This is a genomic window from Pseudomonas sp. GL_139_B (assembly GCF_057834475.1).
The window spans coordinates 1964696-1983682 of record NZ_CM174403.1; the positions used below are offsets into that span (position 1 = coordinate 1964696).

18 protein-coding genes and 1 pseudogene are annotated in these 18987 nt (G+C 59.7%); 9 read left to right on the plus strand and 10 right to left on the minus strand.

Features of this window, described 5'->3' with window-relative positions:
* Positions 1-7: 7 nt before the first annotated feature.
* Together AC3ISI_RS09025 and AC3ISI_RS09030 are read left to right on the plus strand one after the other, a co-directional pair.
* Positions 8-982 (plus strand): FecR family protein, encoded by a 975-nt coding sequence (locus AC3ISI_RS09025; protein WP_489337676.1) that lies wholly within the window; start codon positions 8-10, stop codon positions 980-982.
* Between the two features lie 97 nt (positions 983-1079).
* Positions 1080-3503 (plus strand): TonB-dependent siderophore receptor, encoded by a 2424-nt coding sequence (locus AC3ISI_RS09030; protein WP_489336523.1) that lies wholly within the window; start codon positions 1080-1082, stop codon positions 3501-3503.
* A 116-nt stretch (positions 3504-3619) separates the two neighbouring features.
* On the opposite strand, the gene AC3ISI_RS09035 is transcribed toward AC3ISI_RS09030, so the two are convergent.
* Entirely contained in the window at positions 3620-4771 is a 1152-nt protein-coding gene (locus tag AC3ISI_RS09035) for an MFS transporter (RefSeq protein ID WP_489336524.1), read from the minus strand.
* 161 nt (positions 4772-4932) lie between these two features.
* Between AC3ISI_RS09035 and AC3ISI_RS09040 the strand changes: the two genes are divergently transcribed.
* Positions 4933-5925 (plus strand): diaminopimelate epimerase, encoded by a 993-nt coding sequence (locus AC3ISI_RS09040; protein WP_489336525.1) that lies wholly within the window; start codon positions 4933-4935, stop codon positions 5923-5925.
* Between the two features lie 112 nt (positions 5926-6037).
* On the opposite strand, the gene codA is transcribed toward AC3ISI_RS09040, so the two are convergent.
* The 7 genes from codA to AC3ISI_RS09075 form a co-directional block, all read right to left on the minus strand.
* Positions 6038-7282, minus strand: coding sequence for a cytosine deaminase (gene codA, locus AC3ISI_RS09045; RefSeq protein WP_489336526.1), 1245 nt, complete (start codon positions 7280-7282; stop codon positions 6038-6040).
* Between the two features lie 13 nt (positions 7283-7295).
* Positions 7296-8567: a cytosine permease gene (gene codB, locus AC3ISI_RS09050; protein ID WP_489336527.1), complete on the minus strand. Its 1272-nt coding sequence runs from the start codon at positions 8565-8567 to the stop codon at positions 7296-7298.
* Between the two features lie 150 nt (positions 8568-8717).
* Positions 8718-9542 (minus strand): alpha/beta fold hydrolase, encoded by an 825-nt coding sequence (locus AC3ISI_RS09055; RefSeq protein ID WP_489336529.1) that lies wholly within the window; start codon positions 9540-9542, stop codon positions 8718-8720.
* A gap of 153 nt (positions 9543-9695) precedes the next feature.
* Complete coding sequence (locus AC3ISI_RS09060) at positions 9696-10529, minus strand: IS3 family transposase (RefSeq protein ID WP_489336530.1); 834 nt, start codon at positions 10527-10529, stop codon at positions 9696-9698.
* Complete coding sequence (locus AC3ISI_RS09065; protein ID WP_489336531.1) at positions 10526-10822, minus strand: transposase; 297 nt, start codon at positions 10820-10822, stop codon at positions 10526-10528. Before AC3ISI_RS09065 ends, AC3ISI_RS09060 begins: the two co-directional genes overlap by 4 nt.
* An 88-nt stretch (positions 10823-10910) precedes the next feature.
* On the minus strand, positions 10911-11267 hold the full coding sequence (gene queD, locus AC3ISI_RS09070; protein WP_081744008.1) for a 6-carboxytetrahydropterin synthase QueD: 357 nt from the start codon (positions 11265-11267) through the stop codon (positions 10911-10913).
* 85 nt (positions 11268-11352) lie between these two features.
* On the minus strand, positions 11353-12432 hold the full coding sequence (locus AC3ISI_RS09075) for a patatin-like phospholipase domain-containing protein (RefSeq protein WP_489336532.1): 1080 nt from the start codon (positions 12430-12432) through the stop codon (positions 11353-11355).
* 242 nt (positions 12433-12674) lie between these two features.
* Between AC3ISI_RS09075 and AC3ISI_RS09080 the strand changes: the two genes are divergently transcribed.
* From AC3ISI_RS09080 to AC3ISI_RS09095, 4 genes are read left to right on the plus strand one after another with little or no spacing between them, the layout of a single operon-like run.
* Positions 12675-12983, plus strand: a complete 309-nt coding sequence (locus tag AC3ISI_RS09080; RefSeq protein WP_489336534.1) for a PepSY domain-containing protein — start codon at positions 12675-12677, stop codon at positions 12981-12983.
* Positions 12983-13288, plus strand: coding sequence for a PepSY domain-containing protein (locus AC3ISI_RS09085; protein WP_489336535.1), 306 nt, complete (start codon positions 12983-12985; stop codon positions 13286-13288). Before AC3ISI_RS09080 ends, AC3ISI_RS09085 begins: the two co-directional genes overlap by 1 nt.
* A 3-nt stretch (positions 13289-13291) precedes the next feature.
* Entirely contained in the window at positions 13292-13960 is a 669-nt protein-coding gene (locus AC3ISI_RS09090; protein WP_489336536.1) for a response regulator transcription factor, read from the plus strand.
* Positions 13957-15270, plus strand: coding sequence for a sensor histidine kinase (locus AC3ISI_RS09095; protein ID WP_489336537.1), 1314 nt, complete (start codon positions 13957-13959; stop codon positions 15268-15270). The genes AC3ISI_RS09090 and AC3ISI_RS09095 overlap by 4 nt, the downstream gene beginning before the upstream one ends.
* Positions 15271-15394: 124 nt before the next feature.
* Here AC3ISI_RS09095 and AC3ISI_RS09100 read toward each other — a convergent pair whose 3' ends face one another.
* Positions 15395-16150 (minus strand): methyl-accepting chemotaxis protein, encoded by a 756-nt coding sequence (locus tag AC3ISI_RS09100; protein ID WP_411741858.1) that lies wholly within the window; start codon positions 16148-16150, stop codon positions 15395-15397.
* A 102-nt stretch (positions 16151-16252) separates the two neighbouring features.
* Positions 16253-17542, minus strand: a pseudogene (locus AC3ISI_RS09105) (cache domain-containing protein); the annotation flags it as partial.
* Between the two features lie 203 nt (positions 17543-17745).
* Here AC3ISI_RS09105 and AC3ISI_RS09110 point away from each other — a divergent pair.
* On the plus strand, positions 17746-18054 hold the full coding sequence (locus AC3ISI_RS09110) for a transposase (protein ID WP_489336539.1): 309 nt from the start codon (positions 17746-17748) through the stop codon (positions 18052-18054).
* 26 nt (positions 18055-18080) lie between these two features.
* A complete protein-coding gene (locus AC3ISI_RS09115) occupies positions 18081-18887 on the plus strand; it encodes an IS3 family transposase (RefSeq protein ID WP_489337678.1) in 807 nt (268 codons plus the stop codon).
* Positions 18888-18987: the final 100 nt, after the last annotated feature.

The following is an 18987-nucleotide window of genomic DNA, read 5'->3' on the forward strand; positions in this document are numbered from 1 at the left end:
AACTTCCATAATGGATACTCGTGATTGTGCGTGCGGGCAAACAACGGTTCGTGACGATGCGGCGCGGTGGTTTGTGCGTTTGCAGGAACCGGCCGTGGACGTCGTGGAATATCGGCGCTTTGAGGCCTGGCTGAACCAGCATCCTCAACATCAAGATGAATTCGAAATGCTCCAGGGCTTGTGGATGGCGGCTGACCTGGTGCCGGCCGCGCGTCTGCAAGCCTTGTGTGAAACCGCCCCGGCTCCCCGCACACGTCAACCGTGGGTGCGTTATGCCGTGGCAGCCAGTGTGGTGGCCGTGGCGCTGGGCGTAGGATGGTTCAGTGGTTTGCATCACCCGGAACCTTTTACCGCTGAATATTCCACGGCGCTGGGTGAGCGTCGGCATGTGGTATTGCCGGACGGTTCGTTGATTGACATGAACAGCCGTAGCCATATTCAGGTGCGCTTTGAAAAAGATCGGCGCGGCATCGAGCTGACGGAAGGCGAAGCGATGTTCAGCGTCGAGCACGACACCCGCCGACCGTTCGTGGTCGAAGCGGGCAACGGCCAGGTGACGGTCACCGGCACGCGCTTCGATGTGCGCCGCGACCCTTTGCAAACCCGGGTGGCGGTGGAGCAGGGCACGGTCAAGGTTCAGGGGCAGGGTACCGATGTCATCAGCCTTAGTGCCGGCCTCGGCACTCGCATCGATGCCCAAGGGGTTGTTGCGGCGGCTTATGCGGTCAACCCGACCGAGCTGACCGCGTGGCGCGGCGGCAAACTGGTGTTCAACAACGCCCGCCTCAGCGAGGTGGCTGCCGAAGTATCGCGTTACCGCGAGAAACCGCTCACCGTCGGCAACGATAAAGTCGGCAATCTGCGCCTGACCAGCGTATCCAATTCCGACAACACTGATGCACTCATCAAGGCCTTGCCGAGCATCCTGCCGGTGGCCGTGCGCACCCTCGATGACGGCAGTCAGGAAATAATTTCAAAATAGATTCAGGTTTTTTTCGAGTTCATCGTCTCCTTGTCCAACTGCAACTGGTTTGCATTAACAAACGCATGCTCTTGCGTTCCACAGGACACTGTTCGACGTGAAAAACACCTTTGGCCACAACAAAATTTCCCATTGGTTGCGGTTGGCATTCGCCTTGGCGGTCAGTACCGCGCTGCCTCAGGCGTTCGCCGCCGGAGGCATTCATATTCAGGCGCAGCCACTGGGCGATGCCTTGAGTCAGTTGGGTCAGCAATCTTCATTGCAGGTTTTTTTCAGTCCTGATCTGGTCGCCGGCAAACAAGCCCCGGCTGTCGATGGCGATATTTCGCCAGAACAGGCCTTGCGCCAATTGCTGCAAGGCAGCGGTTTGCAATACCAGATCGATCAAGGCTCGGTGACGTTGACACCCGCGCCGACGTCCGCTTCGACCGGTCCGCTGGAGCTGGACGTGACCGACATCAAAGTGGTCGGTAATTGGCTCGACGATGCCGACGCGGCCTTGGTGCAGAACCATCCCGGCGCGCGAACGGTGGTTCGCCGCGAAGCGATGGTCGAGCAAGGCGCGATGAACGTTGGCGAGGTGCTCAAGCGTGTCCCTGGCGTACAAGTGCAGGACGCCAACGGCACCGGTGGCAGCGATATTTCCCTGAACGTCGGCGTGCGGGGCCTGACCTCGCGCTTGTCGCCACGCTCCACCGTATTGATCGACGGCGTGCCGGCCGCGTTTGCACCCTATGGTCAACCGCAGCTGTCGATGGCGCCGATCTCCTCGGGCAACCTCGACAGCATCGACGTGGTTCGCGGCGCCGGTTCCGTACGTTACGGGCCGCAAAACGTCGGTGGTGTGATTAACTTCGTGACGCGCGCGATCCCGCAAGAAGCCACCGGTGAAATTGGCACCACCCTGGAAACCTCGCAGTACGGCGGCTGGAAACACCTCGACAGCGCGTTCCTCGGCGGCACGGCTGACAATGGCATCGGCGCGGCGCTGTTGTATTCCGGGGTGAACGGCGATGGTTACCGTGAAGGCAACAACGACAATGACATCGACGATGTGATCCTCAAGACCCACTGGGCGCCGACTGATGTCGACGATTTCAGCCTCAACTTTCACTACTACGACGCCAGCGCTGACATGCCGGGCGGCCTGACACAGAAGCAATACGACGAGAACCCGTTCCAGTCCGTACGTGACCACGACAACTTCAGCGGCCGCCGCAAGGACGTGTCGTTCCGGTGGGCACGGCAGATCGACGACCGCACCCAGGCCGAAGTGCTGACGTATTACACCGACAGTTTTCGTGGCAGCAACATCGCCGCCCGCGACCAGAAAACCCTCAGTTCGTATCCGCGCACTTACAACACTTTCGGCATCGAGCCTCGGGTGTCCCATGTGTTTGATGTGGGGCCGACTCTCCAGGAAGTCAGCGTCGGTTACCGCTATCTGAAAGAAGCCATGCACGAAGAAGCGAGCCGTGTGGCGCTGGTGGACAATGTGCCGGTGTTGACCCCGGGCTCTGACGGCCACGTGTACCAGGATCGTACCGGTGGCACTGAAGCCAACGCGGTGTATGTCGACAACAAGATTGATGTCGGCAACTGGACCGTGACTCCGGGCATTCGCTTCGAACACATCAGCACCGACTGGCACGACCGCGCCGTGCTCGACACTGCCGGCAAACCCGTGCCGGAGAAAAACCGTAGCATCGAAAGCAACGAACCGCTGCCCGCCCTGAGCGTGATGTATCACATGTCGCAAGAGTGGAAGCTGTTCGCCAACTACGAGACTTCGTTCGGCAGCTTGCAGTATTTCCAGCTCGGCCAGGGCGGCGTTGGCGATAACACGGCCAATGGCCTGGAGCCGGAAAAGGCCAAGACTTACGAAATCGGCACGCGCTACAACGATGATGTGTGGGGCGGGGAAGTGACGCTGTTTTACATCGACTTCGAAGACGAGCTGCAATACATCAGCAACGATGTGGGCTGGACCAACCTCGGCGCGACCAAGCACCAGGGCGTTGAGGCTTCAGTGCATTACGACTTGGCCGCGTTGAACCCGATGCTGGATGGCCTGACTGCCTACACCGGTTTCACCTACACGCGTGCTACCTATGAAGGCGACATTCCGGGCTTCAAGGGCCGTGACCTGCCGTTCTATTCGCGTCAGGTGCTTACCGCCGGGCTGCGTTATGACATCAATCGCTGGACCTACAACCTTGATGCATTTGCCCAGTCCAAGCAGCGCTCGCCGGGCACTGGCGTCAACGCCGATGGCAGCTTCAACGGCGATTACATCACTGAAGGGACTGAAGACGGTCAGTTCGGCGACATTCCGGGGTATATGATCTGGAACGCTCGCGCTGGTTATGACTTCGGTTCGCAACTGTCGAACCTGAAACTCGGCGCCGGGGTGAAAAACATCTTCGACAAGCAGTACTTCACCCGGTCCAGCGACAACAACTCGGGGATGTATGTGGGGGCGCCGCGTACGTTCTTTGTGCAGGCCAGTGTGGGGTTCTAAAAGACCGAGGTGACCCCATCGCCAGCAGGCTGGCTCCCACATTGATCTCCTTCATACACAGATATTGTGTTTGCTGAAGATCCCCTGTGGGAGCCTGCCTGCTGGCGATAGCTTTATCAGACTTTCAACACCTTGCCGCCAATGGCCACCGCCACCAGCAACAACGCCATCAACCCAAAGGCAAAGCTCAAACTGCTGCCATGGGCAATAAACCCGATCACCGCAGGGCCGGCGAGGATGCCGGCGTAACCCAGTGTGGTGATGGCCGGCACGGCGATGTGTTCGGGCATGACCGTCTGTTTGCCGACGGCGGTGTACAGCACCGGCACGATGTTCGAACAGCCCGCACCCAATAACGCATAACCCGCCAGCGCCGCCTCCCAAGCCGGTGCGAACGTGGCCAGCGCCAGGCCCGCTGCGGCGGTCAGCCCACCGAACACAATCACCTGCGTAGCACCCAGGCGCCGGACAATCCGGTCACCGGTCAAGCGCCCGGCTGTCATGGTCAGTGCAAAGGCCGCATACCCCAGGCCCGCATACGCCGTGTCGATCCCGCGCTCCTGCGCCAGGAACACCGCGCTCCAGTCGAGCGCCGCGCCTTCGGCCAGGAACACAATGAAGCACATCCCGCCAATAAACAGCACGATGCCATGGGGCACGGCAAACGCTGGCCCGGTGCTTTCGCTGCCATACGGCAGCAGGTGCGGCGCGGCTTTCAGCAGGGCCAGCACCAGCACCGTAATCACTACCAGCATCGCGCCCAGCGGAGACATGCCCAGGCCGAGCAGGCCGCTGACGCCTGCGGCACCGACGATCCCGCCCAGGCTGAACATCCCGTGAAATCCCGACATCATGTGCTTGCCGCTGGCCCGTTCGACGATCACCGCTTGCAGGTTGACCGTGGAGTCCACCGTGCCCAGCCCGGCGCCGAACATGAACAGCGTGGCGATCAACGCCGGCACGGTCGATACGGTCGCCAGCAACGGCAGCGCTGCACAAATCAGCAGCGTCCCGCCGGCCGCCACGCGCCGGCATCCGAAGCGTGCGGCCAGTAATCCGGCCAACGGCATCGCCAGAATTGACCCCACTCCGAGGCATAACAGCAGCAAACCGAGCGTCCCTTCACCCAACCCGGCCCGCGCCTTGGCGTAAGGCACCAATGGCGCCCAGGCGGCGATGCCGAGACCGGCGATGAAGAACGCGATGCGGGTGGACATCTGCTCCAGACGTCCGGGGACAAAGGAGGTTTGGGTCTTGAAGCTGGTCATATCAATCCTTGGCAAAAAACATCGCGTACCCAAGGGACAGTGATTCACCGGTGAGGGTTCGATCAGCACGTGCGCCTGGCTCGCTGTCAGCGGACATCCTTGCACAGTGGGTCGTTGTTTCGCGATATTGTCGGCACTTCATGGTTCAGATTGGGGGCGTGATGACAGCGTATTACGATGCTCGAGGCAATATTTACGCGGTTGTGGCACCAGAGACGGTGCGTGGCTGCGGTATCGACCTACCGATGCTGGCCAGCCAGGCTGCGCAAACCCGCGAAAACTGGGCGTTGGCGGCCATCGAGGCGTTTTGTGCTTGGGCCCCTGGTACTCAGCCGCCCGGCAGCAAGGACCATCGCAGCGACGGCTTGCTGGTCGGGCCGTTTCAATCGGCGCCGCCTTATGACTTGCTGATCGTCAACACTGACGGCACGTTAGCCGAACGCAGTGGCAATGGGCTGACGATTTTTTCTCAGGCGCTGAGTGAGCAAGGATTGATGCCGAAAGATGGGGCGTGCCTGCTGCGGGTTCATCACGACAAGACGGACGTGGTGTCGCCGGGCGAGACGTCAGTCAAACCGGCTGAGGTCGATGGTGTGCAAGGGTTTTGGCTGGATTTGGGGAAACCTTTGTTAGGACCGCAAGCGGTGGGCGCGCAGGGGGTGGAAAGCGTGCTGTTAAATGGACGAGAAGTCAGCCATGTGCGGCCATTGTCCGCGCTTGAACCCGCTTGGAACCGCAGCCAGTTTGCGCGCATCGGCAATCCGCATTGCGTGACGCTGGTGGCGGATGCTGCTGCGTTGCCGAGCAATGAGCAGATGCGTGAATCACCGTTGGCTGAAGGGTTGATGCGTATTGCTTATGCCATGCCGACCGGGGCCGGTGACCCGTGCCCGGCGGGGGTGAATGTGCAGTGGGCGATGCTTGAGTCTGAAGGCCGGGTCGTTGCTCGGGTGTTTGAGCGCGGGGAAGGGCCGACGGCGTCGTCGGGCACCAGCGCCAGTGCCGTGGCGTGTGCAGCGTGGCGGGTGGGTTGGGTCGCGGCGGGCGAGGTGAAAGTGGTAATGCCAGGCGGCACGGCGCCGATTTTGCTGGAGGAAATGGATGGGGAATTGAGTCGGGTCAGGCTATTTGGCACGGCTCGGTTGATCGGTTGATTTCAAGATAGCTATCGCCAGCAGGCTGGCTCCCACATTGGATCTGTGTCGTTCACACATCCCCTGTGGGAGCCAGCCTGCTGGCGATGGGGCCCTGACAGTTAGCGAAAATTCAGAACTGATTTGGCCATTCCACCACCGGCATCGTCCGCTTCATCAGCAACTTGCCCCCACGAACTGAATACAGCGGCAACCCCTGACTGCGAATCACCTCGTAATCACTGTCCGCCGACAGCACCAGCAAATTCGCCGGCCGTCCCGCTTCCAGCCCATAACGATCACCGAGGTTCATCGCCTTGGCGCTGTTGTCCGTCACCAGGTCGAGCGCGCTTTGCAGGTTGCGGTAACCGAGCATGTGGCAGATGTGCAATCCCGCTTCAAGCACCCGCAGGATGTTGCCGTTGCCCAGCGGATACCACGGGTCAACAATCGAGTCCTGACCGAAACACACGTTCATCCCCGCTTCGAGCAACTCGTTGACCCGGGTTACGCCACGGCGTTTCGGGAAGGTGTCGAAGCGTCCTTGCAGATGAATGCTTTCAGTGGGGCAGGAGACAAAACTGATCCCAGAATGCCCAAGCAGGCGAAAGAGTTTGGCGCAGTAAGCGTTGTCGTAGGAACCCATCGCCGTGGTGTGGCTGGCGGTAACCCGCGAGCCCATGCCACGGCTGCGGGCCTCTTCGGCTAGCACTTCGAGGAAGCGCGAATGCGGGTCGTCGGTTTCGTCGCAATGCACGTCCACCAGGCAACCGGTGCGCTCGGCCAGGTCCATCAGGAACTTCACGGAACTCACACCCTGATCGCGGGTGTACTCGAAGTGCGGAATGCCGCCGACTACATCGGCGCCCATGCGGATTGCTTCTTCCATCAGCTCGCGGCCATTGCGGTACGACTCGATGCCTTCCTGCGGGAACGCGACGATTTGCAGGTCGATCAGGTGACGGGTTTCCTCGCGCACGTCGAGCATCGCCTTGAGTGCAGTGAGATGCGGGTCGGTGACGTCGACGTGGGTGCGCACATGTTGGATGCCGTGGGCGGCGAGGGTCTGGATGGTCTTCTTGGCGCGGGTTTTGGTGTCTTCCTCGGTGATCGTCACCTTGCGCTCGCCCCAGCACTCGATGCCCTCGAACAACGTGCCGCTCATGTTCCAGCGCGGCTCGCCGGCGGTCAGCGTAGCGTCGAGGTGAATGTGCGGCTCGACAAAAGGGGGCACCACCAGGTTGCCGCCGGCGTCCAGATCGTCGGGGCCCAGGGTCGGGGCTTCGGTCTGCCGGGCGATGGTGCGGATCAGGCCGTTTTCCAGGTGCAACTCATGCAGGCCTTCTTGGTTGCGCAGGCGGGCGTTGATGATGTGCATGAGGCGAGTCCTTTTATAAGTCTTTCTGTGGCGCAGGGGCGGTTCGAGCACCGAGCACGGCGGTCAATAACATATACGTTAGCGCGGCAGCGGCAATCCCTACCAGCGGTGCGACCCACGGCGAACTGAAAGCAGCCATGGTGCCGACGGCATAGGCCGTCAAACCCGACCAGTTGAACGCGGGCAACCGTGCGTCGGCCAACTTGGGATAATGGCCTCGATAGCGAAAGAAAAAGTCCGCCATGATCACGCCACCAATCGGTGGAATCACCGTGCCCAACAGAATCAGGTACGGCACCAGCATGTCGTACATGCCCAGCAGGGCCAGCAGCGTGCCGATAACCGCGCCGACCAGGGTCACGGTTTTTCGCCGGCCGGTGCGCAGCAGGTTGCAACCGGCGACGGCGAAGTTGTAGATGGTGTTGTCCTGGGTGCTCCAGATGTTGATCATCAACATCGCCATCGCAGCGATGGCGAAACCTTGTAACAGCAGCACTTCGACCACGTCCGGTTGTTGGTAGACGATGGCCCCGTAGGCGCCGATCAATACCATCAAACCGTTGCCGGTGAAGAACCCGATCAGGCTCGCCAGCACCGCGACCCGTGCCGAGCGCGAGAAGCGCGTCCAGTTGGAGGCTTGAGTCGCCCCGCTGACAAATGTGCCAAACACCAGGGTAATGGCGGTCGACCAATCCATCGTTCCCGTTGGCACTACGGCGAGCAAACCATCGAGCCCGCCGACCTTTACCGTCGCCACCCACATCGACAGCATCAGCAGCAGCATCATGGCCGGAACAGCGATGTAAGAGAGAATTTCCAGCCCGCGATAACCCACATAGGCCGTCGCACAAAATAGAAACCCGAAGAGCACCATTAGCACTAGGACCGTGCCTTGGCTCAAATGGAAATACTTGCCCAATACCACGGCAGCAGTGGCCGTGCCCCAGGCGTACCAGCCGATTTGAGTAAAACCGAGGATCAGGTCGCTGAGCTTGCTGCCCACTTCACCGAAGCAGAAACGGCCCATCAGCACCGAGTTGAGTCCGCTCTTGAACGCAATAAAGCTCAATGCGGCGGCATAGATGCCCAGCAACAGATTGCCGGCGATAATCACTGCCATTAACTCGGCAAAACTGAACGCCACACCGAGCTTGCCGCCAGCGAACATGGTGGCGGTGAAGAAGGTGAAACCCAGTAGCACCATCGCCGTGGATCTGAGCCCTTTGCGGGCATGCATCGGGACTTCGCTGAGGGGGTAGTCGTTTCCCGGGTCGTTCTGCGTCATGTGGCGTTCCTTACGAATTGGGGAGGACGCGGTAGGGAGAGCAGTGATCGTGCCAAGGGTGAGGGTGTAGTTATTTATAGCCGAGCCTGACGGGTTGACGCGGGAGGGCACAAATGCGGTCCATCCAGAGGAAACCAAAGCTCTGTGGGTTCATTGGATCAGGGACAAGAATTTCAGCAACGCTGCAACAATCGCTTCCGGCGCATCTTCCTGCACCAGATGCCCGGCATTGGGAATCGGATGAAACTGCGATCCCGGTATTAGCTGATGCAACGCGCGGCCGCGCTCGATGGGGATCCACTGATCGTCCTCGCCCCACAGAATCTGCACCGGGCACCGAATGGTCGGGTACAAACCTTCAGCCTCACGGGTATAGCGCTCGTCCATCTGCGCAATCTGCCGGTAGAACGCCGTTTGTCCTGGCTCCCCCAGCCACGGCTGTACGTACGGTGCGAGTTCTTCATCGGGAATGTCGCGTTTGATCGCCCCGCGAATGTAGGCCGGTACGATGGCTTGCTGGATGTAATCCGGCACGCCACTGAATGCGGCTTCATGTTGGCGCACATGCTGCACGAACGGTGAACCCCAAGGCGTCAGCGCCACCGGGTCGATCAATGTCAGACTGCGGTAGTCCCGACCGTTCAGCAGGTGAGTGCGCAGCACGGTGGCGCCGCCGAAATCGTGGGCCACCACGTCGGGTCGCTCGATTGCCCAGTGATCGAGCAATTGCGCCAACAACCCGTTCTGCACGCCCAGCGATACGTCGCCGTCGATTTTCTCCGATTGGCCATAGCCCAGCAGGTCGAAGTAATGCACCCGGTGCGTGGCAATGAAGTGCGGGGCGATGCGATGCCACACATAAGAAGAGAAGGGCGTGCCATGCACGAACACCAGCGGCGGGCCGTCGCCTTGTACGGCGTAGTGAATGCGGTGCCCGTTGAAGCGGTATTGGCGGTCCAGCAGCCAGTCAGCCATTTGCGTGTCCTCTTGGCGGGGGCGAGGCAAAAAGCATAGGCATAAAAAAGCCACCGCTGAAGGTGGCTTGATCATTCACTGACGAAACGCAGTGCCCCTTGTAGGAGCGAGCTTGTTGGGGTCCAGTTTTTTTGGACCACTCTGTAGGAGTTTTTAGGCCGCCTGCTGTTCAAAGAGAGCCGGCGGCAGGTTATTCGAAGCGGTGTGGCAACGACGATGGTTGTAATGCGACACAAAATCGATCACATCCTTCTCCGCTTCGAAATGGTTCTGGTAGCCGCTCTCCGGCATCCAGTCATGCTTCAATGTTCTGAAATAACGCTCGACCACCGCATTGTCCCAGCAGTTTCCACGCCGGCTTACGCTATGCACGATCCGGCTTTCTTCCAGGCATGTCGCGAAGCGGTCAGAGGTGTACTGGCAGCCTTGGTCTGAGTGGAACAACAGCTGCGGCATCGGACGACGCAGCGCAACCGCCAGCTTAAGGGCTTTGATGGACAAGTCCGTGTCAGCCGTCCTGGAACAGGCCCACCCCACAATTCTGCGTGAAAAAAGATCCATCACTACCGCCAAATACAACCAACTATCCCTCACTTTGATGTAGGTGATATCACCCGCCCATAGCGTGTCCGGCTGGACTGGATTAAAACGACGATCAAGTATGTTTGGTGCCGTGACTCCGGGCTTGGTGGCGCGACGATAGTGGGCATAACGCGGTCGACGTCTGGCGAGTTCCAAAGTATTTATCAAGGAGCGCATTCGGTGACGCCCAATGAAAACACCACCTTTTCTCAGCTCCTTGGACAACCCGCGCGCACCCAGTGCTTCGCGATGCTCCTGATGTATCGCACGAATTTTCAGCTCCAGGTCTTTCTCGATAACACGCGGCAACGCAGGCTTACGCTTCGCGTAAAAGCTACTGCGAGCCAAACCCAGGACCGAGCACATACGTCGAATCGACATTGCTCCTCTAACGCCATCAATCACTTGGTTCGGTTGAACAGAACTTTCAGATGAGAGGGCAATTGCTTTTTTAAGACATGATTCTCGGCCTCAAGCAGGGCCAATTTTGCCTGCAACGACTCGATCATTTGCTGATCTTGGGGCCGGGAGGCCTGCAAAACCCCCGCATGCTCCCGGTGCCAGTGCAAAACCCATCGGCGTAGAGCTGTGGGCCCCACGCCTGTAAGCTCACAGGCTTTAGGAATGGAGCATTTCATCTCCACAACCAAACGAATGGCCTCCGCTTTTTCCTCAGGACTAACAACCCGATATCCCATGATGCTTCCTTAGGTCGATACTCCTACATCATGGTCCAAAAACATTGAGCCACAACAGCTTGCTCGCTCCTACAAGGGGGTTGGCGGGTTACTCGCCGTGATAGATGCAGCCGCTGGTGCACGTCTCGTGGATACGGATCGCGCTGAGTTCCGGCAGCAGGGGCTTCAGTTCATTCCAGATGAATTTGGCCAGCACTTCACTGGTCGGGTTTTCCAGACCAGGAATGTCGTTCAGGTAGTTGTGGTCCAGGCGCTCGTAAAGCGGCTTGAAGATCGCCTTGATTTCCGAGAAGTCGCGGATCCAGCCGGTGTGCGGATCGAGGTCGCCGCTCAAGTGGATCGCCACTTTGAACGAGTGCCCGTGCAGGCGACCGCACTTGTGGCCTTCCGGCACGTGGGGCAGGCGGTGGGCGGATTCGAACGTAAACTCTTTGAAAATTTCCACAGGTGATTTCAGCTCTGTCAGGTGGCGATCGCCACGGCGATGTGGGCAGGTGGCGAGTTTAACAGAGCTGCGGACGAAACACTGACTAAAGGGTCAGCAAGCGCTCGCCGAGGCGACCATTGGCGGCCAGTTCGAGGAATTCATCACCGAGGCGACGGCTTTCATCCATCGCGGCGCGCCAGTATTTCTGCCGGGCCGGCGCGTCGCCCATGAAGCGCTTGAAATCGTTACGATCCGGCAGTTTGCCGTAGGGCAAGCGCGCCAGATACTCCTTCGACGGCGCCAGCAGCAGAACATCTTGCAAACGCGCAGGGCAGGCGCGGCGCCACGGCAAGGTCTTGTCGAACCAGCCGGGAATCACCCGGTCGGTGAAATGCGGGTACAGCACGATGTCGTTGCCGCTGTAGGGCAGGTCCAGGTGATAGTCGAGCAAACCGCCATCGCGGAACGTTCCTGCGCCCGCACCGGGCAAGTCGCGCACGCCTTCCATCACCATCGGGATCGAGCCCGAAGCCAGCAGCGCCTGACGCAGATTGCCGGTGTTGAGTGCGACGAAGCGTGAGGGGAAGTCGTTCAGCGCATTGACCGGCGGCGCCAGGCGCGGGTCGTGGATGATCAGTCGTTCGAAATGCCGCGACAGCCGCGCGCGCCCGCGCAGGTTGTCGGCGATCACGGATCCCAGCGCCAGCCCGAGCCGGCCGCGATGGTCGTGTGCCAACAGGCCGTGGCTTTTGACCACCATGATGTTCAGTCGGTAATGCACGTTGCTCAAGATCGAGGCATCGCGACCGTCCAGCAGTTCATCGAGCATGCGCTGCGAGCTCTGGCTGATCTGCGCCATGGTCACGCCCTTGGCGAAGTTTTGCTCGGTGTACAAATGCCCGAGGCGGCGGATGCCCTCGGCGGCGTCCGGCAGGCAGGCACTGGCGAAGCGCCAGGAACCGACCGAGGCGCCAATCAGTGAACGCTCGCGCGGTGCGGCCGGCAGCCATTCGCCAAACAACGCCAGGTCCAGACCTTGAATCCCCAGGGCCTTAGGCCCGCCAGCGGCACCCGGCAGCGTGCCGACGTCGATGGCGCTCAAACCGTCTTTCCGGATGCGCGCGAAGGCACGCGGGCCGGCCTTGAGGGTCAGGGAAGGGAACTTGATGTGGATAGCGGTCATACCGGTCTCAATTGTTGGCAAGCGCAAGATTATAAACATGCAACACGGTCATTGTAGGAGTGAGCTTGCTCGCGAATGCGGTGTGTCAGGTAACAGAGATGTCGACGTGCAACACGGTCATTGTGGGAGTGAGCAGGTCCGCAATTTCGGGGTGACGTGTGCCAATGATGGCAATTCAGTTTCAGTTAAGTTCAGCTCGCTAAGGTGCCTTGCGAAAGCAACAAAAAACTCCGGAGACACCCATGAACATCCTGACCGTCCTGTTCAGCACCTCGATCATCGCCATGACCGCCAGCCTCGCCCACGCTCGCGACCTCGGCCCCGACGAAGCCCTGAGGCTGCGTGACGCTGGTACCATTGTGTCTTTCGAGAAGCTCAACGCCATGGCGCTGGCCAAACACTCCGGTTCAACCGTTACCCAAACCGAACTGGAAGAAGAGTACGGCAAGTTCATCTATCAGGTTGAGTTGCGCGACCCACAGGGCATCGAGTGGGACGTGGAATTAGACGCTGTCAGCGGCCAGGTTCTCAAGAATCATCAGGATACGTAATGAAGGTGCGTTCATTTTCATGCATGGCGCTGGTGCTTCTGGCGTTTTGCTCGGCGGTCCTGGCCCGCGACCTGGACCAGGACGAAGCCCTGCGCTTGCGCCAGCAAGGGATGATCCTGCCGCTGGAGCAATTGCTGCAACAGGCACTGGGTCGCTATCCCGGCGCCAAGCTGCTGGAAGCCGAGCTTGAAGAAAAGCACGACGTCTACATTTATGAAGTCGAGCTGCTGACCCCCGAAGGCGTGGTCCGTGAACTGGACATTGAGGCCACCACCGGCCGTTTACTGAAAGACAAGGAAGATTGACCGATGCGATTGCTGTTGGTGGAAGACCACGTGCCGCTGGCCGACGAATTGATGGCCGGTCTCAACCGGCAGGGTTACGCCGTGGATTGGCTGGCCGACGGTCGCGATGCGGTGTATCAGGGCAGCAGCGAACCGTATGACCTGATCATACTCGACCTCGGTCTGCCCGGTTTGCCGGGGCTTGAAGTGCTGACGCAATGGCGCGCCGGTGGCCTGATGACCCCCGTGCTGATCCTCACCGCGCGCGGATCCTGGGCCGAGCGCATCGAAGGCCTCAAGGCTGGCGCCGACGATTACCTGAGCAAGCCTTTCCATCCGGAAGAATTACACCTGCGGGTTCAGGCGCTACTGCGTCGCTCCCACGGCCAGGCGAATCAGCCGACACTCAAGGCTGCCGGGCTGCACCTGGACGAGGGTCGTCAGTGCGTGACCCGCGACGGCGCCGACATTCAGCTCACCGCCGCCGAATTTCGCCTGCTGCGCTATTTCATGTTGCACCCCGAACAGATCCTCTCCAAAAGCCACCTCGCCGAACACCTCTACGACGGAGAAACCGAGCGCGACTCCAACGTGCTGGAAGTTCACGTCAACCATCTGCGACGCAAACTCGGTCGCAGCGTGATCGAAACCCGTCGGGGTCAGGGTTACCTGTTCGGCGGGGGCGCTCAGTGAGGTCGATCCAGCGCCACTTGAGCCTGGGACTGATCAGCGTCATGGTCGTCGTCGGCCTGGTACTGGCGCAAACCAGTCTGTGGTTGTTCGAAATGGGCTTGCAGCGCTACCTCGAAGCCGGGCTACGTAACGACAGCGAAAACCTGCTGGTTGCGCTGGTCCGTGGGCCGCAAGGCTTGCAACTGGATGAACGGCACCTGTCACCGGCCTATCAACGACCGTTCTCCGGGCATTACTTCCGCATAGACTTCGACGATAACCACTGGCGCTCCCGTTCGCTGTGGGATCAGGAGTTGCCACGGCTGGAGCATCCGGGCCTGCACAGCAACCTGCAATTGGGGCCGGAAGGGCAGCAGTTGCTGGTGTTGCGTTCCGACTATCGACGCCTTGGTCAGTCGATTTCCATCAGCGTCGCGCAGGATTACACCCCGGTGCGCGAGAGCTTCAAGCGCATGCAGCAAGTGGGACTGGGGCTGGGATTAGCCGGGTTGTTGCTGATTTTGCTGCTGCAGCGCATCACCGTGCGCCGCGCCTTGCGTCCGCTGGAGAATGCCCGTGAGCAGATCGCCCAGTTACAGCAAGGCCAGCGCTCGCAACTGGATGATCAGGTGCCGGTCGAGCTTGAGCCGCTGGTGGCGCAGATCAACCATCTGCTCGCGCACACCGAAGACAGCCTCAAGCGTTCGCGCAATGCCTTGGGTAACCTCGGGCATGCATTGAAAACCCCGTTGGCGGTGCTGTTGAGCCTGGCGTCCAGCGAAAAACTCGACGCCCACCCGCAGTTGCGCAAGGTGATTCAGGCGCAACTCGAGCAGGTCCAGCAACGCCTCAATCGCGAACTCAACCGCGCACGGTTGTCCGGTGACGCGCTGCCGGGGGCGTTGTTTGATTGTGATGAAGAACTGCCAGGGTTGTTGGCGACGTTGAACATGATTCATGGCGAGCACCTGGCGCTCAGCTACCGTGCAACGCCCGGTTTGCAGTTGCCGTGGGACCGCGAAGACTTGCTTGAACTGCTTGGTAACTTGCTGGACAACGCCTGTAAATGGGCAGATGCCGAGGTTCGCTTGAGCGTGGTCGAGACGGCGCACGGGTTTGAGTTGAGTGTCGAAGACGATGGTCCGGGGATTCCCGAAGACCAGCGGGCTCAGGTGTTCAGTCGCGGTACGCGCTTGGATGAACAGACGGATGGGCACGGGTTGGGGCTGGGGATTGTGCGCGACATCGTCGACACGTGGGGCGGGGTTTTGCGGTTGGAAGAGAGCGAGTGGGGCGGGCTCAAGGTCCTGATCGGACTCCCCAAGCGCTAACCCCAATCCTGGAGTGCGCCTGCTCGCGATTGCTGGCTGTCAGTCACATGAATGTTGTGTGTGCCGACGCTATCGCGAGCAGGCTCGCTCCTACAGGGGATCTTCGGTGGCTGTGGGATTCGGGTCAGACCCGGAACTGATCCATCAGACTCTGCTGCTGATTCGCCAGGCTGTTCAGCGACTGGCTCACCCGCGCCGACTCATTGGCCTGCCCCGACAGCGATTCGGTCACATCCCGAATCGTCGCCACGTTGTTGTTGATCTCTTCAGCCACTGCGCTCTGTTCTTCGGCAGCAGAAGCAATCTGCAAATTCATGTCGCTGATCACCGTCACCGCATCGCCGATCTGGCGCAACGCGGTCACGGCCTGGCTGACCTGTTCGACACTGCCCTGAGCCTGCCGATGGCTATTGTTCATCGAACCGACCACGTCCTGGGTGCCGCTCTGCAATTGCTCGATCACCAGGCGGGTTTCTTCGACCGACTCCTGCGTGCGACGCGCCAGGTTGCGTACTTCATCGGCGACCACCGCAAAGCCACGTCCGGCTTCACCGGCACGGGCTGCTTCGATGGCGGCGTTGAGTGCCAGCAGGTTGGTCTGTTCGGCAATCGCGCGGATCACTTCCAGTACCGAACCGATTTTCTCGCTGTTCGCCGCCAGTCCTTCGACTTGCACCATGGCCGCGCTCATATCGGCGGCGAGGTTGTCGATGCTGGTGGTGGTCTGGTCGATCACGGTCAACCCTCGACGCGTCGCCTGATCGGCATCCTTGGCCGCGTGAGCCGCTTGCGCGGCACTGCGGGCGACGTCCTGGGCGGTGGCGCTCATTTCGTGGGACGCGGTGGCGACCTGATCGACCTGACGGTATTGCTGCTCCATGCCGGCGCTGGTCTGGGTCGCGATGGCCGACGACTGGTCCGCCGTATTGCGCGCGTCCTGCACCGAGCGTTTGACCTCGGCGATGATCGGTTGCAGCTTGTCGAGGAAACGGTTGAACCAACCGGCCAACTGGCCCAGTTCGTCCTTTTTGTCATAGGCCAGGCGCCGGGTCAGGTCGCCTTCGCCACTGGCGATGTCTTCGAGCATGTGCGCCACGCCGAGGATCGGTCGGGTCACGCTGCGGGCCATCAGCCACACCAGCATCAGGCCGATCAACGCGGCCAGCACGCCGAGACCGAGCTCGACCAGGGTGCCGGTACGGTTGCTGTCATCGAGTTGTTTTTTCAGCGTCTCCGCCCGGCTGACCAGAACCTTCTCAGGCACGTCGAGCAGCACGCCCCAGGATTTACCCCCGGGAATCGGCTGGAACGGCGACAACACTTTCAATTGGTGATCGTTGTGCAGGCTTTCGGTTTTGCTGCTGCTGGCGAGCATGTGGATCAGCTCGGCGCCGTTGGCCTTGTCCACGGTGTCCAGGCGTTGGCTGAGTTTGCTGGCGTCGGCGCTGTAGCCAGCGAGCAGGCCGACCGGGCTGAGGATGCTGATATTGGTCTGGCCGTCATAGAGCTTTTTGCTCGCGCCCTGACTCATCGCTTGCAGGCTGTTGAGGTTGAGGTCCACAGACAGGGAGGCGATGACCTTACCGTTGACTATCAGCGGGAACACGATGCTGGTCATCAGTACGTTCTGGCCCTCGATCATGTAGAAATATGGTTCGATCACGCACGGCTTGAGCGAGGTGCGCGGGCAGGTGAACCAGGCGTTGGCCGGTTCGCCGCTCGGGCCGGTGCTGGTGTCGGCCATGTCACTTTCCGGCAGCGCCATGGATGTGACCTTGCCCGGTGTCGGCTGCGACCAGTACAGGGCGAAACGGCCCTTGTCGTTGCTGCCCAGCTCCGCCTGGCCGGCGAACAGTTCGTCCTTGCCGTCCAGCGCATTGGCTTCGAACACCAGCGACAGGCCGAGCAATTCCGGGTTGGCTTGCAGCGCGGACTTGACCTGGCGGGTCAGGTCTTCACGCAGGTCGAAGGCATCCAGAAAGCGCTTTTCCGCCTGATCACGCAGGAACAACACCTGACGCGAAAAGCCATGGCCGTATTGATAGGCGTCCATGAACTGCTGACGAATCAGCAGCGCCTGGTTTTCACCCTGGGATTCGATCCGCGCCTGGGCGGCTTCGGTGAGCATCTCCATGCTTGAGGCTTTCACCATCTCGGAGCTGTGCTCCATACGGTACAGCGAAAGACCGACCAGCAGGGTCACGATGCCGGCCAGGCAAAGCCCCGCCAGCAGGGTGATTTTCCATTGAATGGAAAGTTGTCTTAGTGACATGGAGACGTCCTTTATTCGATAAATATCTGAGACTTTGCACTGTAGCGGCTGCGATTCGGCTTTCTTTATCCATACGCTCAAATAAGCGACGACACAAAATTTGTAACAGCCGGTGAACCCCCAGTGGGAGCGAGCCTGATCTGGCCTAATGAAATTGGACACATCAATAGGGCGCTATGATGGCGCCCAAATCTAAGGTGTGCATGATGATGCGAAAGTCCTATTCCAGCGAGTTCAAGCTCAATGCTGCAAGCATGGTGCTTGATGAAGACCAGCCCATTCTTGAGGTCTGCGCCAACTTCGATATCGGCCCTACTGCGTTGCGCCGCTGGGTCGAGCAGGTCAGGAAAGAACGTGCAGGCTCGACGTTAGCGGGAACAAAAGCCATTACCGCCGACCAAAAACAAATCCAGGAACTCAAGACTCTGCTCAGGCAGAAAGACCGGGATATCGAAATCCTAAAAAAGGCCAGTGTTCTCCTGCTTTTGGACTCCAAAGATCATTCCCTCTGATCAGCGAGCTAGGAGAACAGTACGGCATTTCAGATTGTTGTCGCGTGTTTGAAGTCAACCGCAGCAGCTATTACGCCTGGCGTCAGCGCCAAGGAAAAACGAACCCCGAGCGCGAAGCGCTCAGGGTTGCTCTGATCAAGTACCACAAAGCATCAAAAGGCTCGGCGGGCGCCCGCACTCTCTCCAAGGATATGCAGGGCGCAAAGCATAAGGTGGGGCGCTACATGGCTGCTCGTTTGATGAAGGAGGCTGGGATTTCCAGTTGCCAACGCCGCCGCCATAAGTACAAGTCGTCGGGTGTTGAATCGCTCGTGGCTGAGAATGTGCTGGACCGTGAGTTTTACGTAGCTGATATCAATAAAGTCTGGTGCGCAGATATTACCTTTATCCAGCTGGGCAAGCGTTGGCTCTATTTCTCTGTGGTTTTGGATTTGTTTGCACGACGGGTGGTGGGATGGTCGTATTCGTTGGTCGCCGACGCGACCCTAGCAAGCGAGTCACTGCGTATGGCTGTCGAATTGAGAGGACGACCTAAAGGTGTGCTGTTTCATTCTGACCAAGGGTGCCAATACACCAGCCATAAATTCAGGGACGAACTGATGGCTCACGAGCTAAAGCAGAGCATGAGTCGAAAAGGCCAATGTTGGGATAACGCCCCGATGGAGCGCTTTTTTGGCAGCTTGAAGTCCGAATGGGTGCCTGAAGAGGGCTACCACTCGGAATATGAGGCCCGAGTAGATATCAACCGATATGTGGCGCGCTACAACAATGTAAGGCGCCACAGCTACAACGGTTACCACTCGCCGGTAGCGGCAGAAAAGATGGCGGCGTGAGAACCGAAAACAATGTCCAAAATTACTGGACCAGATCAGCCTGCTCGCGATAGCGGCGTATCAGGCAACACAAATATCGACTGACACGACGCCATCGCGA

What these genes read in the sequence shown, in the direction of transcription:
- AC3ISI_RS09085 (WP_489336535.1), top strand. Translation starts at nt 12,983, where the DNA reads ATGAAGGTGCGTTCATTTTCATGCATGGCGCTGGTGCTTCTGGCGTTT.
- AC3ISI_RS09075 (WP_489336532.1), bottom strand. Translation starts at nt 12,432, where the DNA reads ATGACCGCTATCCACATCAAGTTCCCTTCCCTGACCCTCAAGGCCGGC.
- codB (WP_489336527.1), bottom strand. Translation starts at nt 8,567, where the DNA reads ATGACGCAGAACGACCCGGGAAACGACTACCCCCTCAGCGAAGTCCCG.
- AC3ISI_RS09100 (WP_411741858.1), bottom strand. Translation starts at nt 16,150, where the DNA reads ATGGAGCAGCAATACCGTCAGGTCGATCAGGTCGCCACCGCGTCCCAC.
- AC3ISI_RS09035 (WP_489336524.1), bottom strand. Translation starts at nt 4,771, where the DNA reads ATGACCAGCTTCAAGACCCAAACCTCCTTTGTCCCCGGACGTCTGGAG.
- AC3ISI_RS09055 (WP_489336529.1), bottom strand. Translation starts at nt 9,542, where the DNA reads ATGGCTGACTGGCTGCTGGACCGCCAATACCGCTTCAACGGGCACCGC.
- AC3ISI_RS09110 (WP_489336539.1), top strand. Translation starts at nt 17,746, where the DNA reads ATGATGATGCGAAAGTCCTATTCCAGCGAGTTCAAGCTCAATGCTGCA.
- AC3ISI_RS09090 (WP_489336536.1), top strand. Translation starts at nt 13,292, where the DNA reads ATGCGATTGCTGTTGGTGGAAGACCACGTGCCGCTGGCCGACGAATTG.
- AC3ISI_RS09040 (WP_489336525.1), top strand. Translation starts at nt 4,933, where the DNA reads ATGACAGCGTATTACGATGCTCGAGGCAATATTTACGCGGTTGTGGCA.
- codA (WP_489336526.1), bottom strand. Translation starts at nt 7,282, where the DNA reads ATGCACATCATCAACGCCCGCCTGCGCAACCAAGAAGGCCTGCATGAG.
- AC3ISI_RS09065 (WP_489336531.1), bottom strand. Translation starts at nt 10,822, where the DNA reads ATGGGATATCGGGTTGTTAGTCCTGAGGAAAAAGCGGAGGCCATTCGT.
- AC3ISI_RS09080 (WP_489336534.1), top strand. Translation starts at nt 12,675, where the DNA reads ATGAACATCCTGACCGTCCTGTTCAGCACCTCGATCATCGCCATGACC.